At 39.0% G+C, this 22,708-nt stretch carries 18 protein-coding genes and 1 tRNA gene; 10 read left to right on the forward strand and 9 right to left on the reverse strand.

All coding sequences use genetic code 11. The annotated features are described in order from the left end of the window. Positions 1-73: transfer RNA gene (locus tag KZZ04_RS07055), tRNA-Phe, on the reverse strand. A gap of 339 nt (positions 74-412) precedes the next feature. Between KZZ04_RS07055 and KZZ04_RS07060 the strand changes: the two genes are divergently transcribed. Further along, complete coding sequence (locus tag KZZ04_RS07060) at positions 413-3,187, forward strand: ATP-binding protein (RefSeq protein WP_219422262.1); 2,775 nt, start codon at positions 413-415, stop codon at positions 3,185-3,187. 59 nt (positions 3,188-3,246) lie between these two features. Here the strand turns inward: KZZ04_RS07060 and KZZ04_RS07065 are convergent, their stop codons facing one another. Both KZZ04_RS07065 and mutY read right to left on the reverse strand, forming a co-directional pair. Further along, positions 3,247-3,519, reverse strand: a complete 273-nt coding sequence (locus KZZ04_RS07065; protein ID WP_058404815.1) for an oxidative damage protection protein — start codon at positions 3,517-3,519, stop codon at positions 3,247-3,249. A 34-nt stretch (positions 3,520-3,553) separates the two neighbouring features. After that, positions 3,554-4,615, reverse strand: a complete 1,062-nt coding sequence (gene mutY / locus KZZ04_RS07070; protein ID WP_219422263.1) for an A/G-specific adenine glycosylase — start codon at positions 4,613-4,615, stop codon at positions 3,554-3,556. A gap of 163 nt (positions 4,616-4,778) precedes the next feature. Between mutY and trmB the strand changes: the two genes are divergently transcribed. The 4 genes from trmB to arcA all read left to right on the forward strand — a co-directional run bounded on the left by trmB (position 4,779) and on the right by arcA (position 9,499). Continuing rightward, complete coding sequence (gene trmB / locus KZZ04_RS07075; protein ID WP_006794328.1) at positions 4,779-5,504, forward strand: tRNA (guanosine(46)-N7)-methyltransferase TrmB; 726 nt, start codon at positions 4,779-4,781, stop codon at positions 5,502-5,504. A gap of 45 nt (positions 5,505-5,549) precedes the next feature. Further along, the gene (locus KZZ04_RS07080; protein WP_058404817.1) at positions 5,550-6,575 is read left to right on the forward strand and encodes a methyltransferase; all 1,026 of its coding nucleotides are present in this window, start codon (positions 5,550-5,552) and stop codon (positions 6,573-6,575) included. A 150-nt stretch (positions 6,576-6,725) separates the two neighbouring features. Continuing rightward, on the forward strand, positions 6,726-8,330 hold the full coding sequence (locus tag KZZ04_RS07085; protein WP_058404818.1) for a sensor histidine kinase: 1,605 nt from the start codon (positions 6,726-6,728) through the stop codon (positions 8,328-8,330). Positions 8,331-8,782: 452 nt separating this feature from the next. Then, on the forward strand, positions 8,783-9,499 hold the full coding sequence (gene arcA / locus KZZ04_RS07090) for a two-component system response regulator ArcA (RefSeq protein ID WP_006794331.1): 717 nt from the start codon (positions 8,783-8,785) through the stop codon (positions 9,497-9,499). A 7-nt stretch (positions 9,500-9,506) separates the two neighbouring features. Here the strand turns inward: arcA and arcB are convergent, their stop codons facing one another. Continuing rightward, entirely contained in the window at positions 9,507-11,825 is a 2,319-nt protein-coding gene (gene arcB, locus KZZ04_RS07095) for an aerobic respiration two-component sensor histidine kinase ArcB (protein WP_219422264.1), read from the reverse strand. A 215-nt stretch (positions 11,826-12,040) separates the two neighbouring features. Here arcB and folE2 point away from each other — a divergent pair, with 215 nt between their 5' ends. From folE2 to KZZ04_RS07115, 4 genes are all read left to right on the forward strand, one after another. Then, positions 12,041-12,961: a GTP cyclohydrolase FolE2 gene (folE2, locus tag KZZ04_RS07100; RefSeq protein WP_219422265.1), complete on the forward strand. Its 921-nt coding sequence runs from the start codon at positions 12,041-12,043 to the stop codon at positions 12,959-12,961. Between the two features lie 104 nt (positions 12,962-13,065). Next, positions 13,066-13,659 (forward strand): DUF2726 domain-containing protein, encoded by a 594-nt coding sequence (locus tag KZZ04_RS07105; protein ID WP_006794335.1) that lies wholly within the window; start codon positions 13,066-13,068, stop codon positions 13,657-13,659. Positions 13,660-13,772: 113 nt separating this feature from the next. After that, on the forward strand, positions 13,773-14,480 hold the full coding sequence (gene mtnN / locus KZZ04_RS07110; RefSeq protein WP_219422266.1) for a 5'-methylthioadenosine/S-adenosylhomocysteine nucleosidase: 708 nt from the start codon (positions 13,773-13,775) through the stop codon (positions 14,478-14,480). Beyond that, the gene (locus KZZ04_RS07115; protein ID WP_219422267.1) at positions 14,481-15,425 is read left to right on the forward strand and encodes a regulatory signaling modulator protein AmpE; all 945 of its coding nucleotides are present in this window, start codon (positions 14,481-14,483) and stop codon (positions 15,423-15,425) included. A gap of 67 nt (positions 15,426-15,492) precedes the next feature. Here the strand turns inward: KZZ04_RS07115 and tyrS are convergent, their stop codons facing one another. After that, on the reverse strand, positions 15,493-16,692 hold the full coding sequence (gene tyrS / locus KZZ04_RS07120) for a tyrosine--tRNA ligase (RefSeq protein WP_219422268.1): 1,200 nt from the start codon (positions 16,690-16,692) through the stop codon (positions 15,493-15,495). A 323-nt stretch (positions 16,693-17,015) separates the two neighbouring features. Between tyrS and KZZ04_RS07125 the strand changes: the two genes are divergently transcribed. Then, positions 17,016-18,329, forward strand: coding sequence for a peptidoglycan DD-metalloendopeptidase family protein (locus KZZ04_RS07125; RefSeq protein WP_058552096.1), 1,314 nt, complete (start codon positions 17,016-17,018; stop codon positions 18,327-18,329). A gap of 152 nt (positions 18,330-18,481) precedes the next feature. On the opposite strand, the gene KZZ04_RS07130 is transcribed toward KZZ04_RS07125, so the two are convergent. The 4 genes from KZZ04_RS07130 to oadA all read right to left on the reverse strand — a co-directional run bounded on the left by KZZ04_RS07130 (position 18,482) and on the right by oadA (position 22,707). Further along, a complete protein-coding gene (locus KZZ04_RS07130) occupies positions 18,482-18,658 on the reverse strand; it encodes a hypothetical protein (RefSeq protein ID WP_219422269.1) in 177 nt (58 codons plus the stop codon). A gap of 12 nt (positions 18,659-18,670) precedes the next feature. Beyond that, complete coding sequence (locus KZZ04_RS07135) at positions 18,671-19,642, reverse strand: aldo/keto reductase family oxidoreductase (RefSeq protein ID WP_219422270.1); 972 nt, start codon at positions 19,640-19,642, stop codon at positions 18,671-18,673. A 139-nt stretch (positions 19,643-19,781) separates the two neighbouring features. Further along, positions 19,782-20,912: a sodium ion-translocating decarboxylase subunit beta gene (locus KZZ04_RS07140; protein WP_058404826.1), complete on the reverse strand. Its 1,131-nt coding sequence runs from the start codon at positions 20,910-20,912 to the stop codon at positions 19,782-19,784. A gap of 13 nt (positions 20,913-20,925) precedes the next feature. Next, complete coding sequence (gene oadA, locus KZZ04_RS07145) at positions 20,926-22,707, reverse strand: sodium-extruding oxaloacetate decarboxylase subunit alpha (RefSeq protein ID WP_219422271.1); 1,782 nt, start codon at positions 22,705-22,707, stop codon at positions 20,926-20,928. Position 22,708 lies beyond the last annotated feature (1 nt).

A 22,708-nucleotide genomic window follows, 5' to 3' on the forward strand; every position in this document is an offset into this window, starting at 1 on the left:
TGCCTCGACCCGGAATCGAACCAGGGACACGAGGATTTTCAATCCTCTGCTCTACCAACTGAGCTATCGAGGCACTTTAACAGTGCTAATTAAAAATCTTAATAGATTTTTAATGCATTTCCCAACAACCTATACTGAGTCAGCTGTCTGGGCGTGCGGCGTATTAAACGAGTTTTGCCCTTACAAGTCAACTTTTTTTTTATCCTTTACGACTGTTTGAACGGTTTTCAAGCAACTCAGTACGTTTTTTATTGATAACGTACATTTTTACCACAAACCAGTCTATATATATGAAATATTATAACTAAATCAGACTAAAACCGTAGTGAATTATTTTTGGTAAATGGTACGATTAGTTCAGATACCTATGCTAATGGCTAAAGTAGCAAAAACACATCAATGGGAACATTCAATGCAGAGTAAATTCTCTTCGCCGGTAAAAGGGTTATTACCACTTTTTTTAATATTTAATATTGCAGTTACCGCACTTGCCGTATTTGGTTACTCGTTCTATGTAAAAAATAAAACACAAGTAGTTCAACCTGAACAATCGGTAAATATTAAAACACTTGCATCTACATTAAACCAGCCAATGATCGACGCGCTAACAATGTATGGCCAAGACAAGGTTAAGCAATTACTCGACTTAACATCCTCTTTAGATGATGAGTTTGAATACACTCTTTATCGTTTCAGCGCGACTTCTGATACACAGCTCGTTTATAGCAATAGCGAGACCGCACCTGAGTCTATTAAAATTACACAATATAATGAGAACACAGGTGTGTTGCATCATATTCTCTTACTTAACGACCAGCCAATTGGTGAGCTAATTATTAAGCAGGAGTTAGCCCAACCACCATTAAGCATGCAAGACTCTCAAGTAATTGCATATGGCATTGCAATCGCAACTGTTATTTCTTTATTTATCTTTGCGTTACTTTTTAATGTGTATATTAATGGGCGTTTGCGTAAGAGTACCGACTCACTGTCACAAGAGCTTCAGGCTATTACGGAACAAGGTAACTATAATAGTAATATTAATGAACAACTTGATATTGGTTTAGGCGTCGTTGCACAAAATATAAATGTACTCCTTAAGCAAGTACAAACAGCCCTAAGCGATAACGAGTCGGTACAAAAAGAACTGAAAAAACTACAAAATGGCTTAGAGTCAGAGGTACAAAACCGCACTATTGCACTCGAGAGAGAAACCTTAAAAGCACAAAGAGCTAGCGAAACTAAAACCACCTTTTTAGCTACTATGAGCCACGAGATCAGAACGCCGATGAATGGTGTTATTGGTACCATTGATTTACTGCGTCAAACCGAGCTAGATGGTGCTCAGCATCGCTTAAGTACTATTATTCGCGAATCAGCATTCTCATTACTGAGTATTTTGGATGATATTTTAGATTTTTCTAAAATTGAAGCCGGTAAGCTTAATATTGACCCAACCCCTTTTTCAGTTGGCGATACCCTAGAAGAGGTAACTCGCGTTTTGTCGTCGGTTGCTAAAAAACGCGAACTCGACTTAGAGCTATCAATTGCGCCAGATATTCCAGTAAATCTAGTAGGTGACAGCGTACGTGTGCGCCAAGTACTTTATAATCTGTGCAGCAATGCAATTAAATTCACAAGCACCGATGAAAAAACCCAAGGCCATGTAAGAATTTCGGTTGAGGTTGCGCATAACACCGCCGATCACTTTACCCTACGCTTTTGCGTAACCGATAACGGCAAAGGAATGACACAGGCTCAGCTAAGAGACATATTTAGCCCGTTTGTTCAAGCTGAGAGCTCGATAACCAGAGAGTTCGGTGGCACCGGCTTAGGGCTTTCTATTTGTAAGAGCCTTACAGAATTAATGTTAGGGACGATTCATGTAAATAGCCATGCTGGTATTGGCAGTGAGTTTACCGTTGAACTGCCTTTTAGTACTTCAGGTAAAATAAAATATGCTCATAAAAATGCCTTAGACGGCAAACAAATTATTGTTGTAAGTAACAATCTTCAACGCGAAAAAATAATGTACCGTTATTTATCATTTATGGGGGCAAAAGTTATTTACGCACACACAGAAAAAGAAATTGAGCAACACCAAAACACTGAGGGTGCTATTTGGGTCGCTGATGGCATCGATAACATTGATGATATTAACTCTCTATTAAGGCGCCTGTTATATTCACTAGAAGATTACAATCAACAAGTTGTTGTACTGAGTAAATTAGACGAAGCGGCCATTAACCATAAAAATATTTTTTACATCAATGCATCTCCACTTTGTAAATCTAACTTTATGCTTTCGATTTTAGTTGCCGCAGGCTTGCATCAACCAAAACAAATTAAAAAAGCCAAAACACTTAATAACTATTTAAATGTAGAGCAAGCTAGAGAATCAAATAAATTGATTTTACTTGTTGAAGACAACCTTCTAAACCAGCAAGTTTTAACCGACCAATTGCATATATTAGGGTATGGCGTAGAGGTTGCAAACAATGGTGAAGAAGGCTTGGATATGTGGAGAAAGAACAACTATTCACTTATTTTAACCGATCTACACATGCCAAAAATGTCAGGATACGACATGGTTGAAAAAATTCGTAACGAAGCTGAATTGCTAGAAGCTATAGACGCTCAACCCTATATTGTGGCAGTTACAGCTAACGCCCTTAAAGGTGAAAAAGAGCGCTGTTTAGCCGTAGGTATTAACGATTTTATTACTAAACCTATAGAGCTAAATGCCTTAGAAGATACTCTTAAACGCTGGTTTGATAAGCAAGCACCTAAACAAGAGTTAATTCCTCAACAAAGTATGGCGCTACCCATAGACATGGATGCAGTTTCTAAGTACGTAAATGGCGATAAAGCTAAGCAACTACGCTTTTTCAAGATGTATTTAGAGCAAAGTCAAAGTTTAATTAAGTCTATAAATTCTGGTGTTATGGTCAACGACTTGGCAGAAATAATTGAAGGCTGCCATCAACTTAGATCTATATCTAAAACTATTGGTGCGCAAACAGTAGGAACACTAGCTGGTGCATTTGAAGATAAATGCAAAGCGGGAGAGCTAACAACCGATGAATTAATTGATTTACGTGATCAGTTAGAAATTGAATATTCTAAAGCGGCTCAATTTTTAAAAGAGCAAGTTAGAAAGGCAGAGCAGGAAAACGAAGAGTTTTAGCACTTTATAATTAACAATAAAAAAGGGGCTAATAGCCCCTTTTTTATTGTATTTACAATTTATTTTTCTGGCGGTCTATAGCCTTCAATTTCTACATCTTTATCTTCAAACAAAAAGCCAACCATTTGCTCTTCTAAAAATGTACGATGCTCTGGGTCCATCATATTTAAATGCTTTTCGTTAATTAGCATCGTTTGTTTGTGTTGCCATTGAGCAAAGGCTTCTTTAGAGATGTTATTAAAAATCTTTTCACCAATTTCACCCGGATAAAGTTGAAAACCTAAGCCTTCGGCTTCTTTTTGTAACTTTTGACAAAATACAGTACGTGCCATAATTAATTTCTCTTAAGCGTTAAATGCCAACAGTTTAACCTATTGGTGCAATTTGTTTAACCAACTTTTTAGTTGGCGCAGCTAAACCGACTTCCACTGATTGATCTAGCGGGTACCAAACTAGCTGGCGTTCGTTAATTACATCCGGGATTTGTTTAAGATTTAATATATGTGGATTAATAGTCAGCTCAAAATGAGAAAATACATGGGTAAACGCTGCTAATGATTCAAGTTCTGATATAAAGCCATGTTGAGCTATAAACTCATCTAGCTGTTGGCGTTCAGTAAACTCGAAAAAACCAAACAACCCACCCCAAATACCAGAGCTAGGGCGTTTTTCCATAAGGACCTTATCGTCGCACTTTATAATTAGCTGATGACAGCTTTTTTTAGGCACTGTTTTTTTAGGCTTCGAATGAGGAAACTCTTTAACTTTACTCGCATTAAACGCACCACAGCGACTATTTAACGGGCACGCCTCACAGTCAAAACGGCTACGTGAACATAAGCTTGCACCTAAATCCATCATAGCTTGGTTGAATTCTGTCACATTATTTTTAGGTGTTAATTGCGACGATAAATGCCAAAGCTGGTTTTCTACTTTTTTTACACCATACCACCCTTCAACCATAAAATAGCGTGCCAATACTCGCTTTACATTACCATCCAAAATAGGGTGATGTTGACCAAGCGACAATGACAATACAGCCCCTGCTGTAGAGCGGCCAATGCCCGGCAAATCAATAACCTCTTCAAGCGTTTGAGGAAACTGTCCGTTGTATTTGTCGCGAACTATTTTTGCTGTTTTATGAAGATTTCGCGCGCGGGCGTAGTAACCTAAACCAGTCCAATGGTGTAGCACCTGATCTTCTTCGGCATTTGCCAAAGCAATAATATCAGGAAAACTTTTCATAAATTTTTCAAAATAAGGGATCACAGTAACAACTTGAGTTTGCTGAAGCATAACCTCAGAAACCCACACTTTATAAGGCGTTTTACCCAATTGCCACGGCAGCGTTTTTCTGCCATGAAGGTGATACCAATCAACTACTTGCTTTGAAAACCAGTGAGACTGCTCTTTATTTAAGTCCAACATATTATACTTTTTACTCATGCTCAATGGCGGGTCAGTCTATTGCAGTGAATAAAAAGATCAAGCTATAGAGGCTGTAAAACCAGCTAATACTTGTGATTGAGGCCATCGTCAGGGATAATATGCAACCATTTTTAAACACATTGTTTTGTCAGGCCAATAAGATATGAGTGAATCAAGCAATACCAACCTCGAGCAAGCTAAGCAAGAAGGTAAATACATCCGCACCATTCGCAGTTTTGTAAAACGCGAAGGTCGATTAACCAAAGGCCAAGCCGCTGCAATCGAAAAGTGCTGGCCAACAATGGGCTTAGAGCATAAAAACGGCATGCTTGATTTAAGCCAAGTATTCGGCAACAACAATGATGTAGTGCTAGAAATAGGCTTTGGTATGGGCAAGTCGCTTGTAGAAATGGCTAAAAATGCCCCACACTTAAACTTTATTGGTATTGAAGTACACCGCCCAGGCGTTGGTGCATGTTTAATGGATGCCGATGAAGCGGGTGTAACTAATTTGCGCGTGTTTGAACATGATGCTGTAGAGGTACTTGCTGACTGCCTAAGCGATGAAAGCCTAACTACATTGCAATTATTCTTCCCAGACCCATGGCACAAAAAGCGCCACCATAAGCGCCGTATTGTACAAACTGAATTTGCTGAAAAACTACGTTCTAAATTAAAAATAGGCGGTGTTTTTCATATGGCTACTGATTGGGAAAACTACGCAGAACATATGCTAGAAGTTATGCAAGCTGCCCCGGGTTATAAAAATCAATCAGAAACTAACGATTATGTGCCTCGCCCTGATTTACGCCCTCTTACCAAATTTGAGCAACGCGGCCACCGATTAGGTCACGGCGTTTGGGACTTAATGTTTGAGCGCACAAAGTAATTACACTTTTATATTAATTTAACATACTGTAAGGCAAAGCCATTTATGAGCGTATTAACCAACCCAAGTTTACTGTTGCTGCGAAATAGTGATGCATTAACGGGTAAATCTATATTGGTGGTCAACTTTGTTCAAGATGGCTTTTTAGCTGAGCTTAAAACGCTTAATCCAAATAGCAAAATTACAGCGTTTAGCTATAACCATGCTAATGGTGAATTTGCTAAAAATACTCATGGTGTTGATGTAAAAGTTAACCACACCATTACTGGCAGTGATTATGATTTAGTCATTCTTTATTATCCTAAATCAAAACCAGAGCTTTTAATGGCCCTTGATAACATACGCGCTGTAATAACTGCCGACGCAGAGTTATTAGTTGTTGGTGAAAATAAAAGTGGCGTTAAATCCATTGAAAAACAATTAGCAGCTAAAACTGAATATAGTAATAAAATTGATTCGGCTAAACACTGCGTACTTTACTCATTTTCTCAAATTGAACTCAATGCGCAATTTGATATTAGCCACTACCATAAAACATTTACCGTTAGTATTGCCGATACATCATTTTCAGCTATTAGCGTACCCGGCGTGTTTAACCATGGCTGTTTAGACGCTGGTACGAAAATGCTACTCGAAAATGCCCCTTCAACTAAACAAGGTAAAGTACTCGACTTTGGTTGTGGTGCTGGCTTAATTGCGACCTTTTTAGGGTTAAAAAATACAGCTCTTGAATTTGTATGTAGCGACGTAAGCGCACTTGCAACCTATGCAACAACTCAAACTTTAAAGTTAAACGGGGTAACTGGTGAAGCAATTCTCAGTGATGGCCTTAAAAATATTAGTGGTAAGTTTGATTTAATAGTGAGTAATCCGCCGTTTCACACAGGAATTGCTACAGACTACAGCGTTGCCGAAACGTTTTTAGCTAACGCTAAACAGCATTTAACTAAAAACGGAAAGCTAACTATTGTTGCAAACAGCTTTTTAAAATACCCGCCAATTTTAGAAACACAATTTGAAGCGTATCAAACCGTATTCAAAAACAATAAATTTGCCGTATATAGCAGTTAAACACGCTTAAATGCTCAGTTAAACAATTAGTATGTTTGGCTTAGTATTTGAATGTATACTTAATTTTATGTGTTTTTTTGCGCCACTCTCTGCCTTCTTTGCTAAACTAATAAAATAATAAAACTTAACGACTCAGGCGACACTTTAATAATGCCTAGAAAAGTTCATCAAAGCAGTATTCGTAAAGCACTTATAAATTTAATCATGCTTATAACTGCTATTTGCTTGTCGTTATCGATTTCTATATCGACTTACCTAAGTGTTAAAGAGCAAAAACAATTAATAGTTAGTAAGCTCGTTATTCTCGCTGAAATTGTTGCCTTTGACGCAGGAATGTCAGTTTTTGAAGATGACAGAGAAACAGAAGAAAAACGCCTTAAATACTTTGAAAAAATCTCTCTAGTTAAAAACATACATGTTTATTCTATTGAGCAAGCATCTCAAAAGCCTGTTTTTTTTATTAGTTTCAACGCAAAAAAAACGCCACCAGTCCCCCTCAGAATCGACAGTATTGAGGAACTAAAAACACCACGTATAACCAACGAAGATATTGAACTAATAAAGCCAATTTTTCATAATGAAAAGCTTGTTGGCCATGTATACATCCGCGGTAGCCTTGAAAGCTTAGACGATTATATAAAACAAAAAATAGTTGTGGATGCCTTACTTACTTTATTGATACTTGTTGTTGTGTATTTTATTGCAATAAATGTTCAAAAAAGAATAGCCCGACCGATAGAAAGATTGAGCATGCTATTACAAGACGTATCAAAAAATCATAACTACGATGTACGCGCACCGGTAACCGACGTAAAAGAAATATCAGCGCTTTCAAACAGTTTAAATATCATGCTTACACGCACTCAAAAACAACTGACCCGCCATGAAAAAGACAAAGAAGAAATTAAACAGCTTAACCAGGGATTAGAAGAAAAAGTAAACCAACGAACCATAGCCTTACGAGAGGCAAATCAAGAATTGTTGTCAACCCTTGAGCGTATGCATCAGTATCAAACACAAATTGTTGAAAATGAAAAAATGGCATCCCTTGGCCAAATGGTCGCCGGTGTTGCACATGAAGTTAATACCCCAATAGGGCTTGGCATTACTAGTTCAACCTTGCTGCGCGATAAGTTAGCTGATTTACAAATTAGCTTTGATGACAAAAAGCTGACTTCAAATCAATTAAAGCGCTTTATTGATGAAGGCATAGAAAATTTAGATTTAATTTACCGTAACTTAAACCGTGCAGCAGACTTAATTTCAACTTTTAAAAAAGTAGCGGTTATTCAAGATGATGACGTAACTACCTACATCAATATTCATAAGTTAATAACGGATGTTTTGACATCAATAAGCTCTGAACTTGAAGAGAAAAAACCTGTTATAAACATAAATTGTGCAACCGACTTAACAATAGAAAGCAAATCTGAACCACTACAACAAGTATTTATACAACTACTAACAAACTCTCTGCTACATGGGTTTATAGGTAATGAAAATAACGAAATACAGTTTGATGTGGAGTTAACGGGTAAAAAACTCACTATTATTTACAGTGACAATGGCCAAGGTGTAGACAAAAAAATTAAACATAGGATCTTCGATCCTTTCGTAACATCAAAAAGAGGGCAAGGAGCGAGTGGACTAGGCATGCACTTAGTTTACAATTTAGTAACACAAGCTTTAGGCGGCCACATATTAATTGATTTAGAAAAAAAACACGGTGCGCGATTCATCATAACCATCCCTTAAAAGTGAAGTAACCAAGTGTATTTATTTGCTTACACTCATTGAATTACTACTTATCGACCATATTTATGCTTTATGTGACAAGTAAGGGTAATAGTTATCGTTTATAGAGCGCAATTTTTTGAACTTTATTACTTTTGCGATATCACATACATTGATGAAAGATTAGATAGTGATATAATTTAACTTTGAATTAGTCTGATTATTTAACAGTTTTGCATAGTCAGCCGGTCCATAAATTTTCAAAGTAAATGAACTTCATACGTGTAATGATCAATTTAACAGTAGTTTTTACACGGGCTTTTTGAGCAAACTTTGAACTCTTGCTGTTTTATTTTTATCCAACTTGTTTTTTCTTGTTAACAATTGGATATAATCCTATAATCTCTAGTAGTCGGATTTATACTAAATACCGATTTTTTGTAAATAAAATATTCCAAAAAGGTTAATTAATAATGCAAACGCCAGTCATTCTAATCGTAGAGGATGAAGACGTAACTCGACTAAACCTCGTTAGTTTATTTGAAGCTGAAGGTTACAAAGTTATTGAAGCCATTGATGGCGATGACATGCATGACAAGCTTACAAATAACGACGACGTTAATCTCGTAGTTATGGATATCAATCTTCCAGGCAAAAACGGCCTTATATTAGCCCGTGAACTACGCCAAAAACGCAAAGTAGGCCTTATTTTCTTAACAGGTCGTGATAACGATGTTGATCGTATTTTAGGGCTTGAAATTGGCGCTGATGATTACATTACTAAACCATTTAACCCTCGTGAATTGACTATTAGAGCTCGCAACCTTATTACGCGTACAGGCCTAAGTGATGATGAATCAGCGCTTGAAACCAATGGCGTTATTACATTTAACGGTTGGGAATTAGATGAAAACAGCCGCTGTTTAACATCTCCTAATGGCGATGCTAAACGCTTGCCTAAAGGCGAGTATAGAGCACTGCGTTTAATGCTTGATTCTCCGGGTCGTATTTTTAGCCGTGAACAACTGATTAAACATATGACTGGGCGTGAACTTCGTGCAAACGACCGTACTGTCGATGTAACTATCCGCCGTATTCGTAAGCATTTTGAAAGCGATAACTCTACATCGGAGCTTATCAGCACCATTCATGGTGAAGGCTACCGCTTTATTGGTAAAATCGACAGCTAATTAGGGTTCATTCTAATTGCTGTAGAAATAAATGAAGGGCATGTTGTCCTTCATTTATTTTATTTGCCAACACGAGCAGCCACTCCTCAAGCACCTCATCTGACTCTTCTATTGCGCCGTACTCCATCACTTTTGCATGCAGTTGAACATCGTTTAAACCAACAGAACCTGCAGCACCTTTAAGCTTATGCGCAACCGATTTATACTCTTCCCTGTCGCCTGTATTTAATGATGTAAGCAGTTCTTGTTGATACTGCGGATTTAGCTTTTCGAATAGCTGACTGCTGCGCCGAAAAACAACTAATCCCATTGAGTTAACAAAGTCTTCTATTGTTTCAACATCTAGCAAATGTGCATCAATATTTTTAAGTGCCTCGTCGGTTACTTTTAGCTGTGGCTCGGTGCATTGAGCTTGCTTAATATCAAACAAGTCAGCAAGCATTTTATCAAGCTTTACTGTATTGATAGGCTTAGCTAGAGCGCCTTGAATAGAAATACCTTCAAGCTCTTCTTCTGCACTTCTTACATTAGCGGTTAGTGCAACAATAGGCAGGTTATCAAAATGACTATCGGCACGAATTTGCCTTGCAACTTCGTCCCCATTTATATCGGGTAGCTGCATATCAAGTAATACTAAATCTAGGTCGTCTTCGGTATCTACAAACGAAAGAGCATCTTCGCCTGTTTCAGCCCATAACACTTCGTGACCGCGTTGTTCTAATAAATTGGTGGCTATTTCTGCATTAAGCGGTACATCTTCAACAAGTAAAATGTAAAGCTCTCGTCCAACATAGCTCTGCTCTGTGGGGGCAATACATAAACTAAGCGGTATTTGTACTGTAAAGCAACTGCCCTCCCCCTCTGTACTATTTACTGTAATACTGCCTTTCATTGCGGTCACTAGCGCTTTGGTTACCGCAAGACCAATACCTGAACCAATGGCATTTGTGCCTTGTAAGTCAGGTGCTTTGTAGTACATATCAAAAATACGAGAAAGCTGCTCTTGAGGAATACCTTGCCCTGTATCTGATATTTTAATAACTAACCACGGACCTTCAGGGCGATTTTCACGGCTACATTCAAGTGTTACTTTGCCATGCTGGGTAAACTTCACCGCGTTATTTATCAGGTTCCAAACCACTTGGCGTAAACGAGTGGGGTCAAGCAGCGCATATATGTCTAGCTTACCATTTCGTTCAATATCAAACTCCAGCCCTTTTTGCTCTGTAATTAAACCTGCAAAATTCACAACATCGTTTATAAAATCAGATACATTGATAGAATTTGCAGCAATATCGAGCTGTTCTCTGTCTATTTTATCTAAATCTATAATGTCGTTAAAAATATTCCCGAGCGTCTCTGCACTTGAAAAAACCGTATTACACCAACTACGCTGCTGCTTATTAAGGTCGGTATCAAGCAACATGCGTGTTAAACCCACAATACCATTAAGCGGTGTACGCAACTCATGGCTTAATGTAGCAATAAACTTACCTTTATCTTTATATGCGGTTTCAAGAGCCTCAGCGGCTTCTTTACGGCTAGTAATATCACGCCCAAAACCAAGCAAACCAATGTAGTCACCTTCATCGTTTATAAAAGGAAGTTTTCGTAATTCAAACCAGCGTGTTGCGCCATTAACTTCATAACCTACATCGATGGTGATTGCTTTGTGAGTTTGCTCTACCTCTTTGTCTGTGCGAAGTACTTCAGATAAAAAGTCATTTGGAAATATTTGTTCTACCGTTTTACCAATGAGCTCACGGCTTGATTTACCCATTACTTCTTCAAACATTTTATTGCAGCCAGCAAATACCCCATTGTTGTCGCGGTAATAAAATAAATCGGGGGATGAATCAACAATTGAGCGCTGTAGCATGCTTTGCTGAGCTAGCTCTTGCTGTGTTTTTTTGCGCTCTGCAATTTCTCTACGAAGCTCTTCAATGGCGCGATGTTTGGCATGAAAGGCCATTTTACGTTCATCTATTTCAATATTAAGCCGATTAATATTATCTTTAAGTGTTTGGTTTAATAGTTTTTCTTGTTTGGTTGCGCTATCTAAGTAGGCGTATGAAGCGTCTAACTGACGAATTGAGTTTATAAGTACGCTAATAATTAGAGGTGACACTACAGCTGAAAAAAATACCACAGCCAAAATATCTACAAGAAACAATTCACCTATCGCTACGTAATAAAACATACTCGATAAAATAAGAGACGCAGCTAAAAATAAAGCGTAACAAATGGCAGCCGTTTTTAACTCGCCAAATCGCGCTATAGAACTTGAAAGCACCCGAACCCAAGGGCTCAAAGAATAATCGGTCATACGTAGTTTTATCTCTTTGCTGTTTGCTTAAATATAAGTAAGGCAATGCTATTTTACAGATTTTAGCATTTTTCTATTCGCTATTTTCGTGTTGTGCGACAAAAACAGTAAAAATTCATACGCGATTTTGACTGGCAATAAAGTCCTCGTTTCAGCCACTGATTATTTCGTGTAAAATAAGGCGCCTTATCATTGCCAATAACGAGTAACATAGCATGCAAACCAATATGCCCGATATAGCCGACACCGCTCCCGCATTACAAACAGGTAAATTAGACTGGGTTGGCATGGGTGAAATTGAACTGCCATTTATTTTTGAATCGCGTGATTTAAGCCCTGTTACCGTTAATGCTAAAGCGCGCGCATTCGTAAACTTACATAAAGAAGACGCCAAAGGCATTCATATGTCGCGCTTATTTTTAGCGCTTGATTTACTCTCAACAGAGCAACAAGTAAATCCTAAAACAATTGGCCAAGCGCTTGATACCTTTATATCAAGCCATGAAGGCTTGAGTAATAAGGCGCAAATTGAGTTTAAATTTGAGCTTCCACTTCGCCGCAAGTCTCTATTAAGTGGGAAAGCTGGCTGGAAAAGCTATCCAATTACACTGACAAGTACAATTGAAAACAATATTATTAGTTACGAGCTAACTGTTGATGTTACCTACTCATCTACTTGCCCTTGTTCGGCAGCACTTGCACGCCAGCTGATACAAAACGCATTCAGCGAAAAGTTTAACCAAGACACACTCAACCAAAAAGACGTACTTGATTGGCTTGGCACAACACAAGGCATAGTGGCAACACCTCACTCGCAACGCTCAATTGCTAACGTAAAAGTTAAACTCGATAGCAACATCCAGGAGTTTGATGTAGTTAACTTAATAAACACCCTTGAAGACGAGCTAAAAACCCCCGTACAAGCGGCAGTAAAGCGTGAAGATGAACAAGAATTTGCCCGTTTAAATGGTCAAAATTTAATGTTTTGCGAAGATGCAGCACGTAAAATTAAAGCAATATTAGAAGTAGACAGTTACGCAGATTACTGGCTACAAATAAACCATTACGAATCGCTTCATGCACACGATGCCGTAGCTGTTGCTGTGAAAGGTATCAATGGCGGGTATAAAGCATAAAACACCTGCGTCAACTTAAATCGCCATTCGGTAATTCAGATACAACTTAGGCACAGTATTTGCTTTAACAAAACAGTGTCAATTTGTTGTTATGGAGTTACCGTATGGAATTCGCTTTATTGTCGATTTTAGTATTAGTGGTAGGTGCATCAATTGCCGCGTCAAAATTTAGTGACGACGGCGGTAATCCTTATCCTTTCAAACGTAAACAAAGCGTATTTACGCAAGTAGAAAGCGCCTTTTTAAATCTATTAGAGCGTGCTATTGGCGATCAATACAAAATTGTGAGCCGAGTTAAGCTTATTGATGTCATCGACTGCAAAGAAGGCTTATCACCTAAATCAAAACGCGCTGCTATTGCCAAAGCCAAAAATAAGCAGCTTGATTTTGTGTTAATCGACAAAGAAAAGATGACCATAGTTGCCGCCGTTGATTTAGTAAATAACGCCAACAAAGATGGCCACAAAGCACAGCGCGACTGGTTTGTGAATGGCGCCTTAGAAGCTGCAGGTATTCCACATATTCGCATGAAGGTAAAAGCAGGCTATCGTCCGTCAGAAGTACGCGATGCCATTATGTTTAAGTTAGGCAAACCTGCACCGACAGCACAGCGCCCATTGCGCAATCGAGTTCACAAACCTGCCGTTTTATCACCTTCACAAGCTAAAGCCCATTCAACAGCATTAGCCGAAATATAATTATCAGGTAACTAAACTTGCATTAAAGCGAGCATTTTAAATGTCTCGCTTTTTTGTTTTTTATTGTTAACTTCACGTATAATCATGCTATTCAAACTCAGGAATCAAATACTATGAATGTTGGTATTATTGGCGCAATGGAGCCAGAAGTTAAAATATTGCGTGAAGCAATGCAAAACCCAGCTATTTTAACTAAAGCAGGTTTTACATTTTACACTGGTGAATTAGCGGGTTGTACAGTTACTCTTGTTCAATCAGGTATTGGCAAAGTAGCATCAAGCATTGCAACTACATTACTTATTGATAACTTTAAACCTGATTGTGTTATTAACACCGGCTCTGCTGGCGGTTTTGATCCATCATTAAGTGTTGGCGATGTCGTCATATCGTCAGAAGTTCGTCACCACGATGTAGACGTAACCGCTTTTGGCTACGAAATTGGCCAAGTACCGCAAATGCCTGCAGGTTTTGTTGCGCATCCTAAATTGGTTGAAGCAGCACAACAAACTATTGCACAAATTAGCGAAGTTAAAACCTTGGTTGGCCTTATTTGTACTGGCGATACTTTTATGTGTGACCCTGTTCGTATTGATAAAGCGCGCAGCGACTTCCCATCAATGCTTGCAGTAGAAATGGAAGGTGCATCTATTGCGCAAACCTGTCATACGCTTGAAACACCTTTTGTTGTTATTCGTTCAATGTCTGATATTGCAGGTAAAGAATCGCCACAATCATTTGAAGAGTACCTAGAAACAGCATCAATTAACTCATCTAAAATGGTTGTTGCTCTGCTTGAAAAGCTAACGGCTGTAACACTGTAAATGCTTAGCAATATTGTTCAAAACCATTTGGACTTTATTGTATTCATAATAGCGCTCCTTGCTGAGCGCTTTTTACCACTCGTTAGTTGGTACCACCCTAATACCGTTTTAGTGGCCGTGTTTCGCGCCATGGGCAAACGTATTTATAGTAAACAAAATACAAGCAGCTACCACTATTTAGCAGCCATCCTTGCCATCGTGCTGGTGCTCAGTGTTATTTTAATAATTATTACTTTACTGCTTGAATTTGCATTTTACCCCGGGTTACTGGCAGGCCTTATTTTATACCTTTGCCTTGAAAGCCAAAGCCTCAACAAAAAAGCGCGTCGTATTGCAAAGTTGACCAAGCAAAACCAAAAGTCAGCCGCGCGCGAACTATTAAAACCGATACTCGCACGTGAAGTAAGCAAGCTTTCTACAGCCGGCATTATTAAAGCACTTATAGAGAGCTTAATACTTCGCACTGCCCGTTATTACTTTGTGGTTGTCTTTATTTTTTTACTTTTAGGCCCCATTGCAGCTCTTGGGTACCGACTACTTACCTTAATACAGCAAGCATGGCGCCATGATGTTTCACCAAACAGCGCATTTTTAAAGCCATTAAAGCTTATTTTATTCGTTATTGAGTATATTCCGGTACGTTTATTGTCCCTAACAATTGCTGCGAGCAAGGCCACAAAACAAAGTATTCACTACATAAAACACTACGGCCAACACTTCTATCAAACAAATACAGGGTGGTTACTGAGTGCATGTTCAGCATCACTTGGCGTGCAACTGGGTGGGCCCGCTATATATTTTAATAAGCGGTATAACAAAATGCGTGTTGGTACTGATAGGCTACCTAACGCTGACGATGTGCCAGCCTTATTAAATCGGCTTAATCAGGCGCGTGCCTTATGGATACTCGTTATTGTGTGTATTGAAATCCTAAAAAGCATTTAAGCTTTACTTAGTAAAAAATTGAATATAAAAAAACCAGCCTCAGCTGGTTTTTTTATTACCCGTATACTTAAGCTACGGTAATGTTGGCAAACTTACGTTTACCCACTTGGTAAATATCGGTTGTACCTTTTGCTACTTCTAGTTTGGTATCAGTGATTTTTTCTTCACCGTTAAGTTTAACAGCGCCTTGTTTTATCATGCGCATCGCTTCTGATGTACTGGCAACTAAATTAGCTTCTTTTAATAAGTTTGCTATTAAAATAGTGTCTTCTGCAATGGTTATTGTCAGCTCAGGAATTTCATCTGGCAGCGCTTTTTTCTGAAAACGTTGAATAAAATCGTTGTGTGCAGCTTGTGCATCTTCTTCACTATGAAAACGTGCAATAAGCTCTTTAGCAAGTTCAATTTTGATATCACGCGGGTTAGTACCCTGCTCAACACGTTCTTTTTGCGCTGCTATTTGCTCAATCGAAAGACCACTTAGTAAATCGTAGTAACGCCACATTAATACATCACTAATCGACATCACTTTACCAAACATGTCATTAGGTGCATCAGTAATACCAATATAGTTACCTAAAGATTTAGACATTTTTTGAACGCCGTCAGTACCTTCAAGTAATGGCATCATTAAAACAGTTTGTGGCTTTTGACCTTCAACTTTTTGAAGCTCACGCCCCATAAGTAGATTAAAGCGCTGATCAGTACCACCAAGCTCTACATCTGACTCTAAAGCAACCGAATCCCAACCTTGTACTAGCGGGTATAAAAATTCGTGTATTGCAATTGGCTGTCCGCCATTGTATCGCTTTTTAAAATCATCACGCTCAAGCATACGTGCAACCGTTTGGTTAGCAGCTAGTTTAATCATGCCAGCTGCGCCTAACTTTTCCATCCAGGTTGAATTAAAAGCAACGGTTGTTTTTGCAGGATCAAGAATTTTGAAAACCTGCTCTTTATACGTTTCAGCATTGGCAAGAACATCTTCACGGGTAAGCGGTTTACGTGTCACGTTTTTACCGGTTGGATCACCTATCATGCCCGTAAAATCACCAATTAAGAAAATAACTTCGTGACCTAAGTCTTGGAAAGTTTTCATTTTATTAATTAGTACTGTATGCCCTAAGTGTAAATCTGGCGCTGTTGGATCGAAACCCGCTTTGATTTTTAACTTTTTGCCCGACTTTAGTTTTTCAACTAACTCGTCTTCAATTAATATTTCTTCTGCACCGCGTTTTATCTCTGCAAGAGCGGTTTGTAAATCCACAGTCTATTACTCCAAAATTCTGCCAACAAAGAGGGCTACTAGTTGTTTTGTATAACCTTAGTTTAACAAGGGCTAAATCAAACTTATATGTGCAACTAACATAACAAATTTCTACCTAATTAAAACAACTTTTTAAGTGATTAATGCAACTAAATAAAATGCGCATAGTCTGAGATAAATTAAGCGCTAAAAAGGCATATAAAGCCCGATTTTAGCGTAATTCAGCGCGATTTAAAATCTACAAAGCACTGGTATTCGCACAATATTAGGTATATCCTGCAATATTATGTATTTATTATCTTGACAGCAGAAAAAGGCACGTTATGGTTCACGTGGTTAATACCCTCCCCAAAAAACACAAATTGCTTATCTTATGTTTGGTTTCTGCTATTGCCGCCTTGACGTTTCTTCCATCTGAGAAAGCAACCGCGTCTAAAGACAACAATGCAAATGCACTAGAGATTGGCAAGCGCTACGAGCTTCAAGTTAAAGTTGATGACAACGAAAAATTAACCGAGTTAAATTCAGAGCAAGCAGCCGAAAAACTTCCAGAATACGATTTAGTCGACCACCAAGTAAAAACGGGCGACAACTTAGCAATTATATTTAAACGCGCAGGCTTTTCAGCGCAAACGCTACATAAGCTAATTAACACTAACGCGGAAACTCGTAAGCTAACTAAAATTCACCCAGGCGAAGTTCTGAGCTTTGCAACCGGTAAAGATGGCACACTTGCGCAATTGCGTTACGTTATTTCTAAAACAGATACGTTGTATGTAACTCTAGATGACGAAGGTAACTACAATACATCTATAGATAGCAAAGAAATAGAAACGCTGACCAAAACAGCTGGCGGTGAAATTTCTAGCAGCTTTTGGACTTCTGCAATTGCAGCGGGTTTAAGCGAGCGCCAAATCATGAACTTTGCTGATATTTTTGGTTGGGATGTGGACTTTGCTAACGACATTCGTAAAAACGATCAATTTGGTTTAATTTATGAATCTCACTATGTTGAAGGCGAATTTATTGGTACCGGTAAAATTATAGCAGCTGAGTTCATTAACCAAGGGCAACGCTTTACAGCAATTCGACACACCGACGGCAATTTTTATACCCCCGAAGGCCGTAGTATGAAAAAAGCATTTTTACGTGCCCCCGTTAATTTTAAATATATAAGCTCGAGTTTTAACCCGCGTCGCTTACACCCAGTTACAGGGCAAGTAAAAGCACACCGCGGTATTGATTACGCTGCACGTACTGGCACACCCGTTGTTGCATCGGGTAATGGTAAAGTGGTTAAGGCAGGTTACAGTAAGTACAATGGTAACTACGTATTTATTAGCCACGGTACACAGTATGTCACCAAGTATTTACACCTTAACAAAAAGCTTGTTAGAACAGGTCAAAAAGTAAAACAAGGTGACAAAATTGGTACTGTAGGTGCTACAGGTCGAGTGACTGGCGCGCATTTACATTATGAGTTTTTGGTTAACGGTGTTCACCGTAATCCTAAAACGGTTAAATTACCAAAGTCTGAGCCACTCCCCCGCTCTGAGCTTGCTAAATTTAAACCTATTGCCGAAAACTTTATTGCTCAATTAGAGCGTAATCGCGAGTTACAACTAGCACTTAAGTAACCGCGTTATTAATTTATTAAAAAACCCTTGCAGGTTTAACCTGCAAGGGTTTTTTTAGTATCTTTGTGTTAAGAATAAGCTAGTTAGCTCACATAGAGCCGTTCTTCATTAAAGGCTTTGCATCTTAATTTTATATTAATAGCTTTACACACCTAATTCATTAACACATAAATAAGTTGAATAACTAAAGAGCCCATCACTAATGGCCAAATATATTTACTGTATTTTGCCGCCCCCTCAAGCCCCATTTTGCTTTGGTACTTTTCAAGTAATGGGATCAGTATTGCCAACGCGACAAATAAACACACTAAAATAATAATTACGTTCATTAAAAACCCTCTTTATGGCACTTCACAGCCTTTAGCGCTTTCATATAGGGCATACCAATGCTCTCGGCTTAAATGAACATTAATAGCCTCACACGATGCTTTTATACGTTTAGCGTTAGTGGTGCCAATAATGGGTTGAATCGATGCAGGATGGCGCAGCAGCCAAGCAAGTACAATTGCCTCAGCAGAGGTATCATAAATTGCAGCAAGTTTATTTACTAAAATACTTGTGTTGATATCGGCTTGCGACGCCTTTGATAAATCGCCACCGGTATATAAACCTTGGCACAAGCTACCCCAACTCTGTATTTGAATATCAAAGCTGCGGCAGTATTCAATGCTACCGGGCGTAAAGTTAATGTCTTTACCGTCGCTGTTACCAACATAAAGACCTTCGTCTATAAATTGATGTTTTTGCAAACTGGCCTCTATTTGATTAGCAACAATCGGCATATCAAGGGCATGCTGTAAAAAGTTGATTTGGTGTTGCTGCATGTTTGATACGGCAAAATGTTTTACTTTGCCACTTTCTTTTAAACAGCTAAATACACGTGCAACTTCATCAACTTCCATTAAAGGGTCTGGACGATGTAGCATTAGTACATCAAGGTATTGCGTATTTAATCGCTTAAGTGAGTTTTCTACCGACTGCTCAATCCAATCTGCTGAAAAGTCATAGCGCTTAGGACCCTGATCGTCAGCAAATTTTATTCCGCATTTTGACTGAATATACATGTGCTCCCTAAGCTCTGGTCGCTCACTCAGTGCCTGACCAAATACCTGTTCTGCTTTACCAAAAGTATATATATCCGCATGATCAAAAAAATTAATGCCGCCTTCAATCGCGTTATCAATGCATTCGTGGGTTTGTTTAAGATGTGCGCTGGTAATTGGGTCTTTATTCCAACCGCCTCCCAACCCCATACATCCAAATACAAGTTTACTAACATTAGGTAAATAGTGAGCCAATGGAGTGTGAAGCATAATGACTATCCTTAAAATTACGAAGAGCCACCACTTTAAACAAAAAACTTAAAACAAGAAACCATTAACGAATAGAAATTCCGGGCAAAAAAAAGCGCAGTAAACTGCGCTCAATGGTTGGTTGAAATCTAAAATCAATTTAGCCAACAAGTGCCAACAAAATACCTGCGGCAACGGCACTGCCTAACACGCCCGCCACATTAGGGCCCATCGCGTGCATAAGTAAAAAGTTATGTGGGTTATTTTCAAGTCCCACTTTATTTACCACGCGAGCAGCCATAGGAACAGCAGATACACCAGCGGCACCAATTAACGGGTTAATAGGTGTTTTAGATATTTTGTTTAAGCCTTTTGCCATAAATACACCTGACGCTGTACCAATACCAAAAGCAAGGGCGCCCAGCACTAAAATACCTATGGTTTCTAGCGTTAAGAAATCATCTGCCGCAAGCTTAGAGCCAACCGCTAACCCTAAAAATATAGTCGTTATGTTGATAATTTCGTTTTGCGCACTGTTACTTAAACGGTCAACAACACCCGACTCACGCATTAAATTACCTAAACAGAACATACCTACTAGCGGAATTGCTGCTGGTAAAAACATCGCGGTTGCAGTGAGTACCATAAGTGGAAAAATAATTTTTTCCTTTTTAGATACTTTACGTAGCTCAGGCATTTTAATCTGGCGCTCTTCAGGCGTTGTAAGTGCACGCATAATAGGAGGCTGAATTATTGGTACTAGTGCCATGTAAGAGTAAGCAGCTACTGCAATTGCCCCTAATAAATCAGGCGCTAGCTTTGAGGCTAAAAATATTGCCGTTGGGCCATCAGCCCCGCCAATAATAGCAATAGCTGATGCATCTTGAAGCGAAAACTCAAAACCAGGTATGAAGTTAAGTAAAATTGCACCAAACAAGGTCGCAAAAATACCAAACTGAGCCGCAGCCCCCAGCAATAACATACGTGGGTTTGCTATTAGCGCACTAAAGTCAGTTAATGCACCAACCCCCATAAATATTAATAGCGGAAAAATCCCGGTATCTATACCCACATAGTAAACTGAGTACAGAAGCCCGCCTGGGTCAGACATACCAGCAACCGGAATATTAGTTAATATCGCGCCAAAGCCAATTGGTAATAAAAGCAGAGGCTCAAAGTTTTTAGATATCGCTAAAAACAATAACAAACAGCCTACTGCAATCATTATCAAGCCAGGAAACGTAAAGTTAGCAAGACCTGTTGCATGCCAAAGGTTTAAAAGACCTTCCATTTATACGACCTCCTTAAGCCAACGCAATAATTGCGTCACCAGTGGTCACTGAGTCACCTTCAGACACAAGCACTTCAGCAATTGTACCTGTATGCATTGCACGTACTTCAGTTTCCATTTTCATGGCTTCCATAATCACAACAACATCACCTTCGTTTACAACCTGACCCGCTTTCACTTTAACTTTAAAAATATTACCTGCTAAAGGTGCATTTAGCGTTTCACCCGAAGCCACTGAAGCAGACTGAGGTAAATGCTCTGAATCTTTTAATGTGACCTCTTTAAGTTCACCGCCTTGCGCTACGACAACGTCGTAAACTTTACCGTCTACCTTAACGCTGTATTGCTCAGCCTTAACACTATTACTACTTGCTGATGTCTTAGCTGGCGATTTACTTGTGTTATTTTCTTCGCTTGGTACCGGTTCAAATGCATCAGGATTATTACGGTTTTTGATGAATTTTAAACCAACCTGTGGGAATAACGCATAAGTAAGTACGTCGTCTATTTTATCCTCAGCAAGCGTTAAACCTTGCTCTTGTGCTTCTTTTAATAGCTCAGCTTCAAGTGTTTCCAGCTCAGGAGCAATGTTATCAGCAGGGCGACACGTAATAACGTCGCTGCCATTGAGTACGCGCTCTTGCAGCTCTTTATTCATTGGAGCTGGTGTTAAACCATATTCGCCTTTTAAAACGCCTGCGGTTTCTTTAGTGATAGTTTTATAACGCTCACCTGTCAGCACATTAAGTACAGCTTGAGTACCCACAATTTGTGATGTTGGTGTAACAAGAGGAATAAAGCCTAAGTCTTCGCGTACACGCGGTATTTCAAGTAGTACTTCGTTAAGCTTATCAGCGGCACCTTGCTCTTTAAGTTGGTTTTCCATGTTAGTTAACATGCCACCTGGTACTTGAGCGAGTAAAATACGTCCATCTACGCCTTTTAAACTCCCTTCAAACGCTGCATATTTTTTACGAACATCTCTAAAGTAAGCTGCAATTTCTTCAAGTTGGTTTAAGTCAAGCTCAGTATCTCGCGCTGTACCTTCAACAATTGCTACAATGGTTTCTGTTGCTGAGTGACCGTAAGTCATACTCATAGACGAGATAGCGGTATCAAGCATATCAATACCTGCATCAATCGCTTTTTGGTACGTAGCAGTACTTAAACCTGTTGTAGCATGGCATTGCATAGCAATTGGAATCGACACTGTTTCTTTCAGCGCTTTTATAAGCTCTTCTGCGTCATATGGCTTTAACAAACCCGCCATATCTTTAATACAAATTGAATGACAACCCAGCTCTTCTAATTGCTTGGCTAGCGTTAACCACATATCAAGTGTATGAACAGGGCTTACCGTATACGAAATAGTACCTTGAGCATGAGCACCTACCTTAACAGCTGCTTTAATGGCTGTTTCTAGGTTACGTACATCATTCATTGCATCAAAAATACGAAACACATCAACACCGTTTTTGTGTGCGCGCTCAACAAACTTTTCAACAACATCGTCAGCATAATGGCGGTAACCTAATAAGTTTTGACCGCGTAATAGCATTTGCTGCTTAGTATTTGGCATCGCTTTTTTAAGCGCACGAATACGTTCCCACGGATCTTCACCTAAATAACGAATACAAGAATCAAAGGTCGCACCGCCCCACGATTCAATTGACCAGTAACCTGCATCATCTAATTTACTTGCAATCGGTAGCATGTCATCTAAGCGCATACGCGTGGCAAGTAATGACTGATGCGCATCACGAAGAACCAATTCTGTTAATTTTAATTTAGCCATG

It is taken from the genome of Pseudoalteromonas sp. CR1, from assembly GCF_019392235.1.
In the GTDB taxonomy this organism is placed as follows: domain Bacteria; phylum Pseudomonadota; class Gammaproteobacteria; order Enterobacterales; family Alteromonadaceae; genus Pseudoalteromonas.